10 protein-coding genes are annotated in these 19,065 nt (G+C 62.6%); 7 read left to right on the top strand and 3 right to left on the bottom strand.

Features of this window, described 5'->3' with window-relative positions; translation table 11 throughout:
• Positions 1 to 174 precede the first annotated feature (174 nt).
• Both ACV4UY_RS05905 and ACV4UY_RS05900 read left to right on the top strand, forming a co-directional pair.
• Positions 175 to 6,843, top strand: coding sequence for a beta strand repeat-containing protein (locus ACV4UY_RS05905; protein WP_491606718.1), 6,669 nt, complete (start codon positions 175 to 177; stop codon positions 6,841 to 6,843).
• A 155-nt stretch (positions 6,844 to 6,998) separates the two neighbouring features.
• Positions 6,999 to 7,895 (top strand): type II secretion system protein N, encoded by an 897-nt coding sequence (locus tag ACV4UY_RS05900; protein WP_491606717.1) that lies wholly within the window; start codon positions 6,999 to 7,001, stop codon positions 7,893 to 7,895.
• A 37-nt stretch (positions 7,896 to 7,932) separates the two neighbouring features.
• Here the strand turns inward: ACV4UY_RS05900 and ACV4UY_RS05895 are convergent, their stop codons facing one another.
• The gene (locus ACV4UY_RS05895; protein WP_491606716.1) at positions 7,933 to 8,187 is read right to left on the bottom strand and encodes a hypothetical protein; all 255 of its coding nucleotides are present in this window, start codon (positions 8,185 to 8,187) and stop codon (positions 7,933 to 7,935) included.
• Here ACV4UY_RS05895 and gspD point away from each other — a divergent pair.
• On the top strand, positions 8,186 to 10,825 hold the full coding sequence (gspD, locus tag ACV4UY_RS05890; RefSeq protein ID WP_491606715.1) for a type II secretion system secretin GspD: 2,640 nt from the start codon (positions 8,186 to 8,188) through the stop codon (positions 10,823 to 10,825). The genes ACV4UY_RS05895 and gspD overlap by 2 nt on opposite strands.
• A 140-nt stretch (positions 10,826 to 10,965) precedes the next feature.
• Here the strand turns inward: gspD and ACV4UY_RS05885 are convergent, their stop codons facing one another.
• Positions 10,966 to 11,121, bottom strand: a complete 156-nt coding sequence (locus ACV4UY_RS05885; RefSeq protein WP_491606714.1) for a hypothetical protein — start codon at positions 11,119 to 11,121, stop codon at positions 10,966 to 10,968.
• A 248-nt stretch (positions 11,122 to 11,369) separates the two neighbouring features.
• On the opposite strand from ACV4UY_RS05885, the gene gspE reads away from it, so the two are divergent.
• From gspE to ACV4UY_RS05865, 4 genes are all read left to right on the top strand, one after another.
• Positions 11,370 to 12,899 carry a type II secretion system ATPase GspE gene (gene gspE / locus ACV4UY_RS05880; RefSeq protein ID WP_491606713.1) on the top strand — a complete coding sequence of 510 codons (1,530 nt, stop codon included), beginning with the start codon at positions 11,370 to 11,372 and terminating at the stop codon, positions 12,897 to 12,899.
• A complete protein-coding gene (locus ACV4UY_RS05875) occupies positions 12,899 to 14,137 on the top strand; it encodes a type II secretion system F family protein (protein WP_491606712.1) in 1,239 nt (412 codons plus the stop codon). Before gspE ends, ACV4UY_RS05875 begins: the two co-directional genes overlap by 1 nt.
• Positions 14,134 to 15,054 (top strand): tetratricopeptide repeat protein, encoded by a 921-nt coding sequence (locus tag ACV4UY_RS05870; RefSeq protein WP_491606711.1) that lies wholly within the window; start codon positions 14,134 to 14,136, stop codon positions 15,052 to 15,054. Before ACV4UY_RS05875 ends, ACV4UY_RS05870 begins: the two co-directional genes overlap by 4 nt.
• Positions 15,055 to 15,126: 72 nt before the next feature.
• A complete protein-coding gene (locus tag ACV4UY_RS05865) occupies positions 15,127 to 15,450 on the top strand; it encodes a hypothetical protein (protein ID WP_491606710.1) in 324 nt (107 codons plus the stop codon).
• Between the two features lie 111 nt (positions 15,451 to 15,561).
• Here the strand turns inward: ACV4UY_RS05865 and ACV4UY_RS05860 are convergent, their stop codons facing one another.
• Positions 15,562 to 18,861 (bottom strand): Helicase associated domain protein, encoded by a 3,300-nt coding sequence (locus ACV4UY_RS05860; RefSeq protein ID WP_491606709.1) that lies wholly within the window; start codon positions 18,859 to 18,861, stop codon positions 15,562 to 15,564.
• Positions 18,862 to 19,065: the final 204 nt, after the last annotated feature.

Here is a 19,065-nt window from a genome sequence, read left to right as displayed (position 1 = left end):
TCTGATGTGGAAGGTGGGCGTGGTTGACAGTTCTTGAGACGAGATGGGGGTTGTTTGACGTTGAGATGTTATGCTTTGATATCATTTTGATCTCTTTTCCAATCATGTTTAAGTGAGGTGTTTGCCATGTTTCCATGGTTGCATACGATGCAAGAGGGCAGGATCCGTCATGGTTTGATCGCAGTTTTCCGCTCGTTGATCGTGGCGGTTCTGATTCTGTTCAGTGGCCAGGTTTGGGCAGCCACGGGTGGCCAGTTGTTGGTGACGAGCAGTACGGATACTGCGGCACCAGGCTCTTTTGTGGATGTGACGGTGGCGGTATCCGCCAATGCGGATGGCGCGACAAGGATCAACACGGCGGGCGTGATCGTGCAGTGGGACCATCGGATTTTTGCGTTGGACGCGGGGAGCGTGGGGACCTCTGGGGATAATGATCCGCACAAAACCAAATATCTTGAAGCCTATACAGATAACGAAGGGGTTGATCGTACCAGACTGATCAACAATGAGAACAGCCGGATCACCATGATCGCCAACACGGGTGGCACGGACTCGATGGTTTCGGGCATTTCCGAACAGAGTGTCAGTGGTGAGACGCTGTTTGGGGTCAGCAACCAGGCCTTTATCAACTACACGCGCCTGACATCCATGTACCAGGCCAATGCGGTCATCAACAATTACAAGGTCATGACCTTGAGACTGGTGGTCAAGAGTGGCGCGACGGCGGGTTCTTCGCCGATCAAGGCCTGGTTCAAGGCGGTTTCGGACAACAAGTCATCGACGGTCAGTTCCTACACCGAGGGAACCGCACCGGTCACGGTGGTGTTGCCCACCATGGATGCGGACACGAACGGTACGACGCGCACCGGGACGGTCAACACGGCGGTCTCTCCGGTGCTGGGGGTTTACCTGCATACCATCGACACGCCGAACGCGAATGTGGATGTGACCTTCACTGCGGATGCGGGCGGCAACTTCGTGGGTGGCACGGAAGTCGGTGGCAAGAGCACCATCACCGTCAAGAGCGGTTCGAATGGTATTGCCACGGCTCCGGCCTTCACTCTGCCGCAGACGGCGGGGGTTTATACGGTCACGGCATCGGCCACCGGGTATACTTCCAAGACCTTCACCTTGACCGCCACGGCTGGGGCGGCGGCGAGCATCGCCGCCAACTCCGGCACCGGTCAGAGCGGGGCGGTGGACACCAACCTGGCCAATCCGTTCGGTGTGATCGTCAAGGATGCCTACAACAACGTGGTCTCCGGTGCCACGGTGACCTTCGCGGTTGCCAGTGGTGGGGGTTCCGTGAGTGCCGCCAGCGCGAACACCAATTCCAGCGGTATCGCCACCTCCACCCTGAAACTGGGTCAGACGGCGGGCGCCAACTCGGTGACTGCCTCGGTCGCGGGCGTGACCAATCCGGTCACCTTCACGGCCACCGGCAACGCGGGTGCGGCGACCCAGGTTGTTTTGGGTGCCTCGTCGTCCACGGTGAGCGCCACGTCGGCCAACCAGGTGACCTTGACCGGTACGCTCAAGGATTCGTTTGGGAACACGGTGACCTCGGATAACGCGACGGTGGTTACCTTCGTGTTGGACTCCACCAGCTATGGCACATTGACGTCGGCCACGGCGACAGCCAGTTCCGGTGTTGCCACGACCACGTTGAACACGGTTGCACAGGCCCAGGGCACCACCAGCCTGATGATCTCGGTGGATGCCTCCACGCCGACCATTCTGGCGAGCAGCGTGACCAATCTGCCGATCACCCTGGCCTACAACGTGATGACCAAGACTCCCGCAGGTGACACGCAGACCGGCACGGTGAACACGGCATTGGCCAACGCGATGGTCGTGACGTTGACCACGGGTGGCTCGCCGATCACGACGCAGCAGGAGGTGACTTTCACGGCCTCGGCAGGCAAGTTTGCCAACGGGACCGACACCACCAAGGTGACCACGGTGAATGGCGTGGCCACGGCCACGACTTTCACGCTGGGGACCACGGCGGGCACCCAGACGATCACCGTTTCGGCTTCCGGCTTCCCGTCGGTGACCTTTACCCAGACCGCGAATGCGGGCGCGGCGGCGAGCATCGCCGCCAACTCCGGCACCGGTCAGAGCGGGACGGTGGACACCAACCTGGCCAATCCGTTCGGTGTGATCGTCAAGGATGCCCACGACAATGTGGTCTCCGGTGCCACGGTGACCTTCGCGGTTGCCAGTGGTGGGGGTTCGCTCAGTTCGACCACGGCGACCACCACCAGCGGTATCGCCACCTCCACCCTGAAACTGGGTCAGACGGCGGGTGTCAACTCGGTCACCGCCTCGGTCGCGGGCGTGACCAATCCGGTCACCTTCACGGCCACCGGCAACGCGGGTGCGGCGACCCAGGTTGTTTTGGGTGCCTCGTCGTCCACGGTGAGCGCCACGTCGGCCAACCAGGTGACCTTGACCGGTACGCTCAAGGATTCGTTTGGGAACACGGTGACCTCGGATAACGCGACGGTGGTTACCTTCGTGTTGGACTCCACCAGCTATGGCACATTGACGTCGGCCACGGCGACAGCCAGTTCCGGTGTTGCCACGACCACGTTGAACACGGTTGCACAGGCCCAGGGCACCACCAGCCTGATGATCTCGGTGGATGCCTCCACGCCGACCATTCTGGCGAGCAGCGTGACCAATCTGCCGATCACCCTGGCCTACAACGTGATGACCAAGACTCCCGCAGGTGACACGCAGACCGGCACGGTGAACACGGCATTGGCCAACGCGATGGTCGTGACGTTGACCACGGGTGGCTCGCCGATCACGACGCAGCAGGAGGTGACTTTCACGGCCTCGGCAGGCAAGTTTGCCAACGGGACCGACACCACCAAGGTGACCACGGTGAATGGCGTGGCCACGGCCACGACTTTCACGCTGGGGACCACGGCGGGCACCCAGACGATCACCGTTTCGGCTTCCGGCTTCCCGTCGGTGACCTTTACCCAGACCGCGAATGCGGGCGCGGCGGCGAGCATCGCCGCCAACTCCGGCACCGGTCAGAGCGGGACGGTGGACACCAACCTGGCCAATCCGTTCGGTGTGATCGTCAAGGATGCCCACGACAATGTGGTCTCCGGTGCCACGGTGACCTTCGCGGTTGCCAGTGGTGGGGGTTCGCTCAGTTCGACCACGGCGACCACCACCAGCGGTATCGCCACCTCCACCCTGAAACTGGGTCAGACGGCGGGTGTCAACTCGGTGACCGCCTCGGTCGCGGGCGTGACCAATCCGGTCACCTTCACGGCCACCGGCACCCATGCCACGCCGACCAGGTTGATCATCGGTCTGTCGTCCACGCAGGCCGGCGCGGGTGGTGCGGCCCTCACCATGAGTGCGGTCAACCAGAATACGGTGCATGTGTCCGGCACGTTGAAGGATTCGTTCGACAACGTGGCAACCAGTGCGACGAATGCCGTGACCTTCAGCCTGGATGCGACCACCTACGGCACCCTGACGGCGACCACGGCGGTAACCCCGACCAATGGCGTGGCCATGACCACCCTGACCACCGTTGCCCAGGATGTCTCTTCCACGACGACGCGGACGATCGAGGTGAACGGTGCGGCCAATGGCCTCGCGGTCACCAAGGCCACCTTGACCCTGGCGCCCTTCTCGGTCAATCCGGGCAGCGCCACCCTGGTGGTGGGTGACACCAAGAGCTTCTCGGTGATCGGTACCTCTTCGACCACCCCGAGCTGGGCCAACAGCAACACCACGGCTGGGACCCTGAGCAGTGCGACGGGCAACAGCTCCACCTACACGGCGCTCGCCGCGACCACCACGCCGGCCACGTTGACCGTGACCGGGAACGTGGGCGGCACCCAGGTGGCCCCCACCGCAAGCGTGACCATTCATGCTCCGGTCGCGACCTCCAAGAGCGCCGCCTCGGCGCTGTTGGTGAGCAAGACCGACAACTCGCTGATCATCACCGGTGGCAACGGCAGCTACACCTGCACCAGCAGCGATACCGCCGTGGCCACGGTCGCGGCCCAGGCCACCAACAGCATCTGTGCCATCACCACCCTCAAGACCGGGACCTTCACCGTCACGGTCAAGGACACGGCCACCTACAACGGCAAGACCGGCGCGGGTGTTGATCGGACCGAAAATGCCGTCACCACGGCGACCATCGAGGTGGTGGATCCGATCACGGTAACCGGATTGCCGGGCAAAATTCTGTATCTGGATACGGTCACCACCACCGGTGGACGCAACACCGCCAAGCTGGTTCCGGTGGGCGGTGGCAGCGGCGCGACCTACTCCTTCACTTCGGCGGATGCCACCAAGGTGAGCGTGGACAGCGCGGGCAATGTCACGGGTCTTGGCGTCACCGATGGTGTCAAGGTGACCATCAAGAGCAACAAGTACACGGAAATCGCCACGGATGTGACCGTGATCGTGAAATCCGCGCTCTCCTTCAAGGATACCGCCGCGACGGAGATCGATGTCACCAAGGCTCAAACCACCACGAGTGGGGGGGCGGCCTTGCGCTTTGCGGTTTCCGGTGGCGCGGGCAATTTGTCGGTGATGGTCAAGGGGCCGTGGTATGGGACCTCCTCCGAAACCCTGACCGCCACCAACGGGGTCTACACCTTCACCGCGCCGACGACCGGAGCCTTTGCCGGAGTCTACACCGTGACCGTGACCGATCCGGACTCCGGATGGACCAAGGAGATGACCGTCAACGTGCCTTACAAGGTGGCGATCTCCGCGAGTGCCATGCTCTCCTCGGATCTGAACCAATCGGTTTCGGTGACCGGTGGCAAGTCGGGTGATCAGTTCAAGCTGACGGTGGTGGATGGTGCTGGTGTTGCCGACACCACGGTGAAGATCGCCGGTTTGCTGGCCACCAAGGGGCAGGGGACCGCGACCAACAGCCTGACCGCGACCGCGGTCGCCGGTACCGGCACCGAACCGGCCAGCGCCGCCATCGTGCCCGCGTCCGGTTTGACCAAGGTGACCAGCTTCAAGGTCAAGGCGGTGGTGTTGGTCGAGAATGCCGAATCCACGGCGGCCTGGGCCACGGCCACTTCGGAGTCGGCGGCCATCGTGCCGGTCTCCAGCTACACCCTGACCGTGACCGATGGTTCCAACGTCGCCTTGAACGGCGCCACGATCGCCTTGCGCGACAAAACGACGTTGAAGACCGAGTTCAACATGGATTGGGTGAATCAGACCACGGGCACCGATGGCAAGGCGACCTTCTCCTTGCCGGTGGGCGGCAAGTATGCGTTCGATGTCACGCCGGCCAATGCCACGACCCACCTGACCAACAGCATCACGCTGGAGAGCACGCAGACCACCGGTACGGTGGTACTGCGGGCGATCGGCAAGCCGATCAGGTTCATGGGCACCCTGTCGGGTGAGACCGTCGCCACCTTGACGGACATCTCCGTCTCGGTGTTGGATTCGACCGGCAAGCGCGTGTTCGGGACCGCCGCCGTGGCGGCGGGGGTCGCGAACACCACGTACAGCTATGTCGTCTCCGTGGACAGCGCGACCTTGACCCCGGATCGTCTGGTGATTGCGGCCAAGGATGTGGTTTCCGACGTGCGCAGCGTGAAGACAGTGGATCTGACCACCGCCAACGGCTTCACGGTGTCCTGTGTCAACGGTCAGGGTGCCACGCAGACGCTTGAGACCATGAGCGCCTGTTTGGCGGTCTCCGGGAATACCTGGCAGGTCAACGTGGCGGCGATTCAGTTGAAGAGTCCTCCCACGGTTGGCGTGGTGACCGGGGATACCAGCAAATTGGTCGTGGGATCGACGACGCTTACCTTGCCGACCACGGGCGGTGTTCAGGAGACTCTGGACAGCACCTTGAGCGGCACGGGGGTTCAGACCGCGAGCCTGGTGACGGCGGCGCCGACCTTCATCGCCATCAGCGACAAGACCGATACGCCGGACTTCAAGGACATCGCCTTGACGACCAGCGAGTCGGCGGTGATCAAGGAGGTGGGTATCGCGATTCCGGCCAACGCTTTCAAGAGCGCGGACGTGGCCAATGTGGTGACCAAGGTGAATGCGGTCAAGCTGGACAACGCCGCCGCCGATGCCCTGACCGGTGGTGAGGTTCTCGAGATCAAGATGTTCGCCAACGACAAGAGTGGCAACGTCCTTTCGACCGCTTCGGGCAACACCATCATCGACAGTTCGGTGGGTATTCCCATCGAGGTTCCGGTGAGCAAGAAGGTGGTCGAGCAGAAGATGGTTGCCGGTGAGTCCATCTGTGACGCGGCGGTGAAGGCGCGCATGGAGGGCGGCTATGTCTTCAAGATCGCCAACACCCTGGCCGATCTGAATGCCGGGACCAATGTCGAGTCGTTGCCGTTCACCTTCAACTGCAACAACGGTGGCACGCCGTCGATCACCGTGAAGATGCCTCACTTCTCCGTGGGCGCGCCCGCCACCGTTTCCACGAGTGGCGGCACTTCCGGCGGCGGTGGTGGCTGCTTCATCGCCACGGCGGCCTATGGTTCTTACGAGGAGCCGCATGTCCAGCTCCTGCGTGAGTTCCGTGACCGTTACCTGCTGACCAACGCCCTGGGCAGCTGGTTCGTGGAGCAGTACTACACCCACAGCCCGGCGGCGGCGGATTGGCTGCGTGAGCATGATGCGGTCAAGCCTGTGGTGCGGGTGCTGCTGTTGCCCTTGATCGGCATGAGCTGGTTGCTGTTGACCGGTTCCATGCCGGCGGCCCTGGGGCTGATGTTGCTGTTGATCGTCGTGCCCGTGGCCCTGGTCGGCTGGCGGCGGCGGTCGATGGTCAAGGTGAGCGGCGGATTGGTCTGACAACGCGGGAGCGGATCGTATTCGACCGTGGAACGCCCTGGTGTGGGGGTTCCACGGTCGGGAGGTGCGTGGGGGATCTTGTCGTCATGGCCCGTCACGCTCCGCTCCTCTTTTCCAAGCCATTGTGATCACGAATCGGCAACCTCCGGTCGAGCATGACTCCAACCTCGTTGAACCATCTGGGCGCGCGTGTCGCGCCCTTTTTGATGGCCGCCTGTCTGGGACTGGAACTCGCCCGTCTCTCCTGGCTGGCCGTTCCGGAACCCCAGTCGCTCGCCCAGGCGCTTCCATCCCAGTCCGGCAAGAGCGCTCCGGTTCCGAATCGCGCGGTTTCCGGGACCACGTTGCTGGAAGGGATGCGCGCGTTCAATCCCTGGGAGACGGTGATCGTCGAGAAGGAGAAACCAGTCGCACCCCCGCCACCGGTGGTCAGGGAGGAGGTGGTGGAGTCGAGGCTGGAACTGAATCTGATCGGCTGCATGATCCTGCCGCAGCTCTCCTGGGCGGTTCTGACCCGCAAGAAGGATCCGAACAATCAGTTGGTGTTGCAGGTCGGCGAGGAGGTGGATGGGGCGTTCCTGAAGAAGATCGAGCGCAACGCCGTCTACTTCGACAATCGGGGACGGACCGAACGGATCGTCATGCCCGACGGCATCAAGCTGCCGGAGTTGGCTGGGGCGCGTCCTGCCGCCGAGGGGAGTGTTCAGGCATCACCGTCCACCGCAACCCTGGGCACGATCGCCAGACAGGAGTATGATACCCTGGTGGGCAAGGGTATGGGGCTTTTGGCGGGCGTGAACGTCACCCCGTATTATCAGGGGAACGACTCCGTGGGTTATCGGGTGAAGTTCGCCGATACCAAGACCGAGTTCACCCGATTCGGGTTGGCCAGCGATGACGTGATCCGCCAGATCAACGGCATTTCGGTCACCGATGCCCAGAAGATGGGGCAGTTGGCCGGTCAGCTCAAGGGGTTGGCCACGATTCGGATCGATCTGATCCGAGACAACCAGCCCAAGACGCTCGAATGGACCATTGGCGATGGATCGTGATGGCGATCCACGCTTAGAGGCGGTTTGGTGATTCCATTCATGGAATCACCAAACCTGCACGAATCGAAACAATCGATTCGTGCTTTTCAAATTGCGGCGCAATTTGGCGGGCCATGAATGGCCTGCGTCGGCTGTTTGGCATTTGCCAAACAGCCTCTTTAAGGATTTGGGAAGCGCGGATGAGTTTTCTTCGCATGTTGATGGTGTTGCTGCTTTCCGTGTCGATCGCGGAGGCGGCCCCATTTGGCGGGAGATCCTCTGTCAGGCCCTCGGACCCGAACGCGCCGGGCATGGGCGTCTCTGCCCAGACACCCGATCCGAACGTGACGGGCAATTCTGGTGCATCCGTGGTGACGGATGCGGCCTCCGGCGGCAGAGCGGGTACCGTTGCCGCCTCTCAAGCCGCGACCGGTGGCGTCGCATCCGCCCAGTCCGCATCGATGGGGGTGATGCCGGGTTCCGGGGATCGGGTCACCATGGATTTTCAGGGCGTGGAACTGGCCCAGGTGGTCCGTTTCGTCGCGGAGATGACCGGCAAGAACTATGTGCTCGATCCGCAGTTGAAGGGCAAGGTGACGGTGGTCACCCCTACGGCGGTTTCGGTGGGCGAAGCGGAGAAGATTTTCGAATCGATCTTGAGCGTGCATGAGTTGACCGTGGTCGAGCGGGATGGCGCCTTCAAGATCGTGCCGTTGAAATCGGGCATCGCCGAGGGAGGGACGCCGGTGTTGGAACCTTTGCCGGCGCCATCCAAGGAGGAGATGGTCTTGAGTCGTCTGGTGCGACTGCGCCATGTGGATGCCAACTCCCTGGCGGCCACCCTGAAACCGCTGTTGCACCCCTGGGGATCCCTGGCCGCTCATGTGCCGACCAATGCGTTGGTGGTGACCGACGCGGCGGTGGTGGTCAACAAGCTGGTGACCCTGATCGAGGCGATGGACGTGCCGGTGGGGTTGGCCGAACGGCGGCTGTTCGTGTTGAAGCACGCCTCGGCGACCGCGGTCGAAAAGCTTGTCAACGCCATTTATACCGATTTCAACACCCGGCGGCGCAAGGAGGATGTGGGGGTCAAGGTGTTCGGGGATGCCCGGAGCAACACCCTGGTGGTGGTTTCGCCCAAGGAGCAGCTCAAGGAGATCGCGCATCTGATTGCCGGGTTGGACCATCCGGTGGTATCGAACGCCGGGAATCTGCATCTTTATTATCCGCGCAACAGCGAGGCCGAGGCAATCGCCAAGGTGTTGACCACGCTGATGGGGTCGTCGAGTGCTTCCAAGAGCGGTGGCGATGAGTTGAAGCCTCTGGAGTTCATGCGTTCGGTGAACGTGGTGGGGGAGAAATCGACCAACACGCTGGTGATCGCCGCGACTCCGGAGGATTACCGGACTCTGTTGCCGATCATTCAGGGGTTGGACAAGCGGCGCTTGCAGGTGCATGTCGAGGCATTGATCATCGAGGTGACCGCCGAGCGGGCCGCTGAGTTCGGGGTGGAGTGGCGTTTCGGCAACATTCCGACCGTGGCGGGATCGAAGGCGTTGACCGGGTTTGCTGGGTCGTCGTTCGGGGATACGATCACCAACCCCCTGGACACGGGCAATGGCATGGCCTTGGGGTTGATGAAGGGGGCGATCACCTGGGGAACCACCACGGTTCCGAACATTCCGGCCATGATCAAGGCGTTTCAATCCGAGGGGGATGTGAACATCCTCGCCACCCCGAACATCGTCACCATGGATGGGGTGGAGTCGGAGATCATCGTGGGTCAGAACATTCCGATCGTTTCGGGAACCACCTCCTCCACTGCGGCCTCGTCCACCACCACGCCGGGTGTCACCTCGCAGACCGTGGAGCGCAAGGATGTGGGGTTGACCTTGAGGGTCACGCCTCGGATCATCGAGGATCAATGGCTGGAGATGAAGATCTATCAGGAGCAGTCCAGCATCACCCCGAAGAGCATGGATCAGCTCAATGCCGGCACCCTGGGCAGCAGTGTGGTGACCAACAAGCGTTCCATCAAGACCACGGTGAACTTGAAGAGCGGCAACACCATCGTTCTGGGTGGTCTGATCAAGGAGGAACAGAGCGATCAGGTGGGTATGGTTCCCTGTTTGGGCGGTGTTTCCGGGGTGGGGGAGTTGTTCAAGAAAACCAGTCGTTCGCGCAACAAATCCAATCTGATGGTGTTCATTCGTCCGGTGATCACCAATCAGTTCGACGAATTGGTCAAGCTCTCTTCCGACAAATATCAGACCGCGCGGGAGATGTGGGGTGTGGTGGAGTCGAAGGGGTCGGGGGTGATTCACACCTTGCCGCCTTCGCCGTTGCCGGAGTTCGGGCAGATTCTGCCGTATGTTCCCGTGGGCGAGGGGTCGGTAAAGGGGGAGGTTTTGTCGGAGGTGCCGACCGTTTCTGGCGGGTCGGATGGCGAGAAGCGCCCGGCTCCGGTGCGTGTGGAGGATCGCCCTCTCAAGCGTTCCGCCCAGGTAAAGGGAGAGGCGTTGTCGGTCAACGCCGCGACACGGGGTGAGGCCAGGTCCGGCAAGCGGGGTGAGGCCAGCGCGAAACAGGATGAAACGAGGTCCGGCAAGCGGGGTGAGGCCAAATCCGCGACGCCCGAGCCGGTGAAGGCCGAGCCTTCCGTCGCGGTTGAGGCGGCATCCGTGCCTCGGGCTTCGGACGGGTATGCGTTGCAGGTCGAGTATGGCGACAATCTCGAGGGGGCCAAGGTCACGGCGTCCAGGTGGGTGGACAAGGGATATGCGGCCAGTGTGGTGAGGGAGTTGGATCGGGACGGCAAGGCGCGGTTTTCGGTGCGGATTGGTCATTATGCCGGTGAGAAGGAGGCTTTGCGTGCGGCGGAGGCCTTCAAGAAGAAGGAGGGGAAGCGGGTCTATCCGATCCGGTGGCGTCCGGCGATCGAGGGGAATTGAGGCATGTCGAGGGGCGTGAGCGTGTCGAGGGGCGTGAACGTGTCGAGGGGCGTGAACGTGTCATGGGTCCAGGGGGATTATCCCCCTGGTGGGATCCAAGGGCAAAGCCCTTGGGACTTTCGTCTTTAATCTTTCGTCTTTCAGGCGCGTTTTATAAAGCAACATTTTTCACGTTTTTTGTGAAAAATGTTGCGCGCCAGCCTTGGCTGCGGGATCGTTTCGCGTTTTTGGCGAAACGATCCCGCGAACATGGCCAGTAAAGAGCAGGCCGCCGGAGGCGGCTTGTGTGCAGACATGCAATTCGCCCCATCCATTGTCCTGACGGGCAACGGATGGGGCACATGAGACCTCGCGCGCTTGCGCCATTTCTCGCAAAAGACGCGAAAAATGTCTTATCGTGAAAAGCGTGCGAAAAGCAAAAGTCCCAAGGGTGTTGCCCTTGGAACCCACCAAGGGCGTTGCCCTTGGAACCCACCAGTGGCCATTGGCCCCTGGACCCCGGTGACACTGGAATCTTATCCTTCCCCCTCGCACGGTTGGTTCGATGAGCAGAACAGAAACCCCACCGGAACGCTTGAACCCCGCCATCGCCCGCTCGCTCCCCTTTGCCGTGGCCAAACGTGCCCTGTTCCTGCCTGCCTGGAAAACCGACAATGGTCGCCTGGAGGTGTGGATCACCACGCACACCGATCCTCATGCCCTGGATCAGTTCCGTCTCGCCAGCAACGAGCCGGTCAAACCGGTCCGGGTCACCCGGGAGCAGCTGCTCGATGCCTTGCAACGGGTGCACCAGGAACACGGGATCGCGGTGGAAAACGTCCTGGACGAACTCCCACCCTCGATGCTCGCCAGTCAATTGGCAGAGAAACCGGATCTGCTCGAAGCCGACAACGATGCGCCCATCATCCAACTGGTCAATTCACTGATCATCCAGGCCCTGCGCAACCGCGCTTCGGATATCCACATCGAACCATTCGAGAACAACCTGATCGTGCGTTTCCGGGTCGATGGCCTGCTGCACGAAGCGTTGCGTCCCCCCAAACCGGTCCAGGCCCCGCTCATGTCACGCATCAAGGTGATGGCCGGCCTGAACATCGCCGAGAAACGGCTTCCCCAGGATGGCGCGCTGCGGGTGCAGGTGGCCAGCCAGGATATCGACGTGCGCGTATCGGTGCTGCCGGGCCATTACGGCGAACGGTTGGTGATGCGCCTTCTGGAGAAACAGGGCGAGAAGACCGGATTGACCGAACTGGGACTCACCGACGCGCAGATGGGGTGGATTCGGAGCCGCATGACCGCCAGCCACGGCATCATGCTGGTGACCGGGCCGACCGGAAGCGGCAAGAGCACGACTTTGTATTCGATCCTGTCGGCGATCAACACCTCGGAGAAAAACATCATCACCATCGAGGATCCGATCGAATACTCGCTGGCCGGGGTGGGACAGATCCAGGTGGCTCCGAAGATCGGCTTGACCTTTGCTTCCGGACTGCGCTCGATTCTGCGCCAGGATCCGGATGTGATCATGGTGGGCGAGATCCGCGACCTGGAGACCGCCGAGATCGCCATTCAGGCGAGTCTCACCGGCCATCTGGTCTTTTCCACCCTGCACACCAACGACAGCGTGGGGGCGGTGGTGCGGCTGGTGAACATGGGGATCGAGCCGTTTCTGGTCAGTTCGTCGGTGGATGGGGTGGTGGCGCAACGGTTGGTGCGTCGGCTGTGCGAGCGGTGCAAGGAGCCGTTCGTTCCCGAGGCGTCGTTGTTGCGGGCGAGCGTGGGCGAGAGTCGCGCGGGGGTGTTGGAAGGGGCACGGTTTTATCGTCCCAAGGGGTGCCCGGGCTGCATGGGGACCGGCTATCTGGGACGGACGGCGGTGTTCGAGCTTCTGACCATGAGTTCGGCGATCCGGGCGCTGATCGATCGGCGAGCCTCGGATCTGGAGTTGCACCGCGTGGCGCGTGAGGAGGGGATGACCTCGCTGCGCGAGGCGGGCCTGATCAAGGCCGCCGAGGGGCTCACCAGTCTGGAGGAGGTGTTTCGCGTCACCCAGGAGCGCGGCGAGGTGGTCTGATGGCGGTCTTTCGTTACGAGGGAATGCGCGCCGGCGGTGGTCGCACGGTCAAGGGGGTGCTGGACGCCGACACCGAACGGGATGCCCGTCGTCTGTTGAAGCAACAGGAGATCTATCCCACCCTGCTGGAACGGCTCGAGGGGAGCGAAACGTCGAAACGGAGCCCAAGACGTTGGTCGTTGAACAGACGCGCGCCTCTGCCGCCGATGCGGGAGAAGATCGTTTTTACCCGCCAGATGGCCAGCCTTCTGGCGGCTGGTTTCCCGGTCATGGAGGTGTTGAGCAGCGTGGAGGAGCAGATTCGCACCGGTCCGTTTCGCGAGGTGGTGGCGACCATCCGCAACGATGTGGGCGAGGGTCTGTCGCTTTCCGAGGCGCTGGGACGACACGAGCGGATCTTTCCGCCGCTCTATGTGAGTCTGGTGCGTGCGGGAGAGCGGGGAGGAGGTGGGGCGCTGGATACCATTTTCGAGCGTCTGGCGGTGGTGATGGAGGAGGAGAGGCGTATTCGTGCCCGGTTGATCAGCGCCATGATCTATCCTGCGGTGATGGCGATCGTCGGGGGGATGATTCTGATTTTCATGATGACCGTGGTGGTTCCAAAGGTGACCACGGTCTTCAAGGAGACCCAGCAGGCGTTGCCGATGGTGACCCGTTCGTTGTTGGCGATCAGCGATTATCTGCGCGACTGGGGGGTGTGGAGCGCCGTGGCGCTGTTGATCGGGTTGTTGGTGCTGGCGGGATGGGCGCGATCGTCGAAGGGGCGCGTGCGTTTGGAGCGTGTCTGGTGGCGTGTGCCTTTGTTGGGGGAGTTGCTGTCATCGGTGGCGACCATGCGGGTGTGTCAACTGCTTGGACTGCTTTTGAAAAGCGGGGTGCCTGTGATTGGCAGTCTGCAGGTGACCGCGGATGCCACCGGATTCGTCACGGTGCGCTCTGGCATGCTGGAGGTGGCCAAGGCGGTGGAACGGGGAGACTCCCTGGCCGAGGCCCTTGAGCGTACCGGCCATTTTCAGGGGTTGGCGATTCGCATGATCAAGGCCGGAGAGCGGTCCGGGAGCCTGGAGGCGATGCTGGAGCGGGCGGCGCGTTTGCATCGCGAGGAGATCGAACAGACCTTGGAACGGTTGATGCATCTGGTGGAACCTGTGATCATTCTGGTCATGGGGGGTGTGGTGGGTTATGTGGTGGTGGCGGTCTTGTTACCCATTTTCGAGATGAACCAGTTCATCAAATGAAGACACGGTTGCGCCTTTTTCTGGGGATTCTGGTCTGTTGGCTTTTCTGGCCGACGGGTGGCGAGGGGGGCTATCTGAATGCCCCGGAGGCGGTGTTTTCTTATGCGTTGGATCTGGAGAAGGGGAGCGACCACAAACGGGCGGCCACCGAGTTCGGTCGGTATGTGTCGGCTGGGCGGGGCGGTTCGGACCAGGCGTTTCCCAGACTCGAGGAGGCGATGTTCCGTCTGGCGGTGAATCTGGCCCAGGCCAACGAGACGGATGGTGCGTTGCGGGCCTTTTCCGAGCTTGGGGCGGCCTATCCCAAGAGTCCGTTCATTCCCATGGCGTTGTTGCGCATGGGGTTGATCTACGAGCGGGCCGGGGCGCGCGAGGAGGCGGTGAGACGCTATCAGCGGCTTGCCGAGATGGGCATGGATACCGAGTTGAGCGCCTTGTCGCGTCTGCGTCTGGCCTGGCTGGCCATGGGCAAGCCGGGTGAGGAGGAGGTGGCGCGCGGTCATCTTCTGGCCGTGGACCATCCGGAAATGAAAGAACCGGTTCATGATTTGATTCGTGAACTGGATCATCTTCCGAAATTGCCCTACAAGGATCCGTGGATTTCGGGTTTGTTGTCGGCGGCGGTTCCGGGTGCCGGCCATCTTTATCTGAATCGACCGGAGGATGCCGGGGTGGCGTTGCTCTCCAATGGCCTGCTTCTGGCCGGGACCATCCAGGCCTTCTCCAAGGGGATCTCGGGGCTGGGGGCGGCGTTGGGCGTGGTGGAGTTGGGGTGGTATTCGGGTACGATCTTTAGCGCGGTCAGCTTGACCCACAAGCAGAACCAGCGTATCCGCGAGGACCATTTGAACCATATCTGGCAGTTGCAGCAGCCGAAGATCGAGACGATCGGGCTGGAGATGGAGTGGCGGTATTAGCGTGCGACGGGGGTGAGGCGAACCGGGATTTCTATAAACCGGTTTACTTGAAGGCAAGGTCTGGAGGATGTGATGAACAATCGGTTGCTGGGTATGATGGGCGTGGTGATTGGCCTGGGGATGGCGGGTGCGGCGTGGGCCGCCGGGGATGTGGCGGCCAAGGAGCCGGACAAGGCCGCGCAGTTCAAGGCGCGCAAGGTCCGCGAAATCCAGGATCTGGAGGCCAGACTGACCTGCGTCAAGGCTGCCAACAGCCCCGCTGAGTTGAAACAGTGTCACGAGAGTGTGAAGGCACGTCACCAGAGCGAGCAGTTGCAGCGCATCCAGGAGCAGCGCCGCAAACTCGACGAACGGGAAAAGGCCCTGCGTGAGCAGCAAACCATCCAGGAACGGTAAACCGGTTTCTTGTTCTGGAGCTTTACCCGGTTCCGGAGACCTTTCCATTCCGGATCCGGTATGGGGTGAACCGAATACGTTCCATGCGTTCGAGGAGAACGTCTGAGGCCTCTAGCGCCAGATCACGCCGATCTCACCCAGCTTGCGGGTCCGCTCCGGGTCGAGCTGGCCATCCCTTTTGGCCTGGCGTTGAAACTGCAACCACATCCCCAAACGCGGCTGCTCCGGGGAGTCGAGCGGAACCTCGCAGTGACCGTGACGCCGGCGGAACGCGCGCAACTGTTCCATCATCTCCTCGGCCACCGCCTCCTTCGGATCCCAGATCATCCCCAGCGTGCTCAACCGTTCGGCATGGTCCGCACTCAGATGCCCCTTCATGCGCGCATTGCGCTGCGCGGTCACCCAGGCGGCCAGACGGGGATTCTCCGGCCAGTCGGTGGGCACCAGCAGGTGGCCGAAACGCTCCTTGAACGTCTCCAGCGTCCGGAATGACTCCAGCCAGAGCACCTCCTGGGCATCCCACACGAAACCGATCGCCTCCAGACGCGCCACCCGATCCGGTTCGAGTTGACCGGTCAGACGGGCCTTGCGTTGCGCGGCCACCCACCAGGCCAGTTGCGACAGCTCCACCGACCCCTCGGGCACCAGACAGTCCCCATGCCTGGCGCGATAGTCGGTCAAGGCGGCATACATCTCTTCCCAAAAGATCGCCTTGGAGTCCCACAAAAAGCCCAACGCCTCCAAACGGGCGATCCGGTCCGGAGAAAGCTGGTTGGCGCGGTACTCGCGGCGCTGCTGCTCCACCCAGCGGGCCAGATCCGGATCCTCCTCCCAACGCGCCGGCACCAGACAGTGGTTGCGGGCGGCGCGAAACCGTGCCAGGGCCTGGAACCGGGCCTCCCACGCCGCTTGGCGACCATTCCAGATAAAGCCGATCGCCTCCAGACGCGCCTGTTTGTCCGGCTCCAGCCGACCTTTCTCGCGGGATGCGCGTACCCCCTTGATCCAGACGGTCAGTTCCGGATCCTCCGGTGCGTTCCGGCTGGGATCAAAGTGTCCATGCGTGGCGAAAAAAACTTCCAGGGCGCTGCAACGTTCGTCCCAGAGCAGGCGCGCCGGATCCCAGACAAAACCCAACCGCTCCAGCTCTTCCACCCGCTCCGGTTGCAGCCGTCCTTTCTTGTGCAACTGGCGCACCCGCTCGGCCCATTCAGACAGCTCCGGCTCTTCGGGGCAGGGATCCGGGATTCGGACGTGACCGTTCTGGTCGATGAAACGTTGGAAACGGGTCATCTCCAGGGTCCAGGCATGGGCCTCCAGATCCCAGACGAATCCCAACCGTTCCAGCTCTTCCAGGCGCGCGGGCGCCAGTTTGTCCCGCTTGCGCGCCAGACGCTGGCGTTCCGCCCAGTCACCCAGTTCCGGATCCTCCGGGCATGGGTTGGGTATGATGGCCTGACCGGTCCGGGCGATGTGTCGCTTGAGGCGGGTCAGCTCCCCGGCCCAGGCGTGGGCCTCCAGGTCCCAGACAAAGCCGAGCTTTTCGAGTCGTGCCTCCCATGCCGAGTCCAGCTGACCACGGACACGGGCCAGACGCATCTTGCCCGCCCAGGCGGCCAGCTCCGGGGCTTGGGGCAGGTGGGTCGGCACCGCGCCATGACCATGCAGCCGACAGAATTGAATCAGCTCTCCGTAACGCTGGTCCTGGGGGTCGCCCAACACCCGCAACAGCGCCGTGACCAGAGCCTCCCCATCCACCGCGGCCCCACCGGGGAGAATCCGCATCCGGGTCAGGAACGGTTCGGCATCGAAGATTCCGCTCCGTCCCCATTGTTCCATGGCGGCGCGAATGTGTGCGCCCAAGGTCGGATCCCAGGCGACAAGCCCCTTCAACAGCTCCCACAACAGCGGATTGGACCCGATTCCATCCGCGTCGATCCCCAACGGGACGATCAGGAGTGCTGGTGTTTCAGCCCGCGAGGCGGCAAGCAGCGGCTCGAGCAGCGCGGTCAACTGCGCCGGATTGAGCGCGGTCAACAGAATCGCCCCATCCACGGCGGGGAGGTGCCTGCCCAGTTGCGCGGGTTTGATGGCCAGGATCGCCCGGTCCGCCTGGTCGAAGGCGGTGAAAACCGGTTCGCGGACAAGGAGAGCCCGCTCCTCGGGCAGGGGATGCCAGTTCCATGTCGAGGGCAGATCCTCCGGATTCTGGATTTCTCGTGGCAAGAGCGCGAACAGATGATCGCAACGCTCAAACCTCTCCAGTCGGGCGGATATCTCGCCAAATGTCGGTTCTTCACGCTCCGTCGGCACCAGCACGAGTCGCCACGGACGCGCGGGCGCCATCACCACGCCCGCTTCGGTCGTGACGGGTCGGGGCAGGAGGGGCGCGGTGAGTCGGATCCGTTTGGCGGCGGCGATCGGTTCTGCCAGCGTGTCAAAGCCGATCGCCAGATCCGCCCGCGGCGTGCCGATCATGGCGCGCGCCACCGTGCCCATGGCGGCGCGGGTGGCCAGGATCACCCGAGCGCCGGTGTGGCTCCAGGCCAGAAACCGGCGGATGCCATCCAGCGGATGGGTCAAGGGGAAGTCGAGTTCCAGGGGGTGGAAGGTGGTGCCTGGCTCTTCGGTCACCTGGAGCACCGCCAGATCCCCCCAGCCCAGATGGTGTCGCCACCGTCGTACCAGCTGGATGAGCTGTTCGAGATCCGTGGCGATCACCACCACCATCCGACGTCCCCCCAGCCGCAGCGCCAGCCGCAGCGCCAGGATCTCCCCTTCCGCGCCTGGAGCCAGATGCAACTCGGCGTGATCCGCGCGGGTCAGCGTTTCGTTGATCTGCTCCATGGCCCAGGCGTGGGCGGCGTTGGGCAGGGGACGTTCGATGGCGGAACCGGCTCCTTGCAGCCAGCGGCGCAGCGTCTGAAAATGGCGCGCCTCCAGGCGGTCCAGGTCGGACCCGCGCATGGCGTGGGCCTGTTTGGCCTTGTTCAAATACTCGAGCCGATCGCCGTTGGTGATGAGCAGCGGGCGCGGCGCACTCGAGGCAAAGGGGAGAAAACGATCCCGTTCCTCGGGAAGGGGGATGGATCGATCCGGTCGGAAAGCGATCTGATAGGCGTGAATCTCCCCCTCCAGGGAGCGGAAGAGACCATCCGCCCCTGGAATGCGCTCGGGCAGCGACAGTCGGCGGCGTGCCTCGAGCGGAATTGCGCCGCTTGGCCAGATCTCCACCGCCCGGTGCAACGCGCGGGTGGTGAGGATCCCTTCGACGAACAGCCCGAAGGCGGCCTGTTGCTCCTCGGGCGTGGCCAGCGCGCGGATACGCGCTTCGAGTTGCTCGAAACGGGTGATGTCCTGGAACAGTCCGGTCTCGAGGAGATGTTTGGCTTTCGGGTGACGGGGCAGCATGAGGGCGTTAATTCACCGGACTTTTCTTGAATGGTGCCAGCGTGTCATGGCGTGCGCGGGCGAGTGTGGGTGGCCATGGTGGCGCGTGATGCGGCGGCGAGCATGCCGAATTCGTTTATAATGGGGGGCGGATTGGAGTTCAAGGTCTGATGTGCGTTAATGGTCAAGACGGTGGTGGAGGGATCGATCGGGGAGGTTTCAGAA

The sequence above is a fragment of the Candidatus Magnetaquiglobus sp. genome, assembly GCF_058402785.1.
Note: the sequence above shows the minus strand (reverse complement) of the source record. Positions and strands in the feature narration are given on the sequence as shown.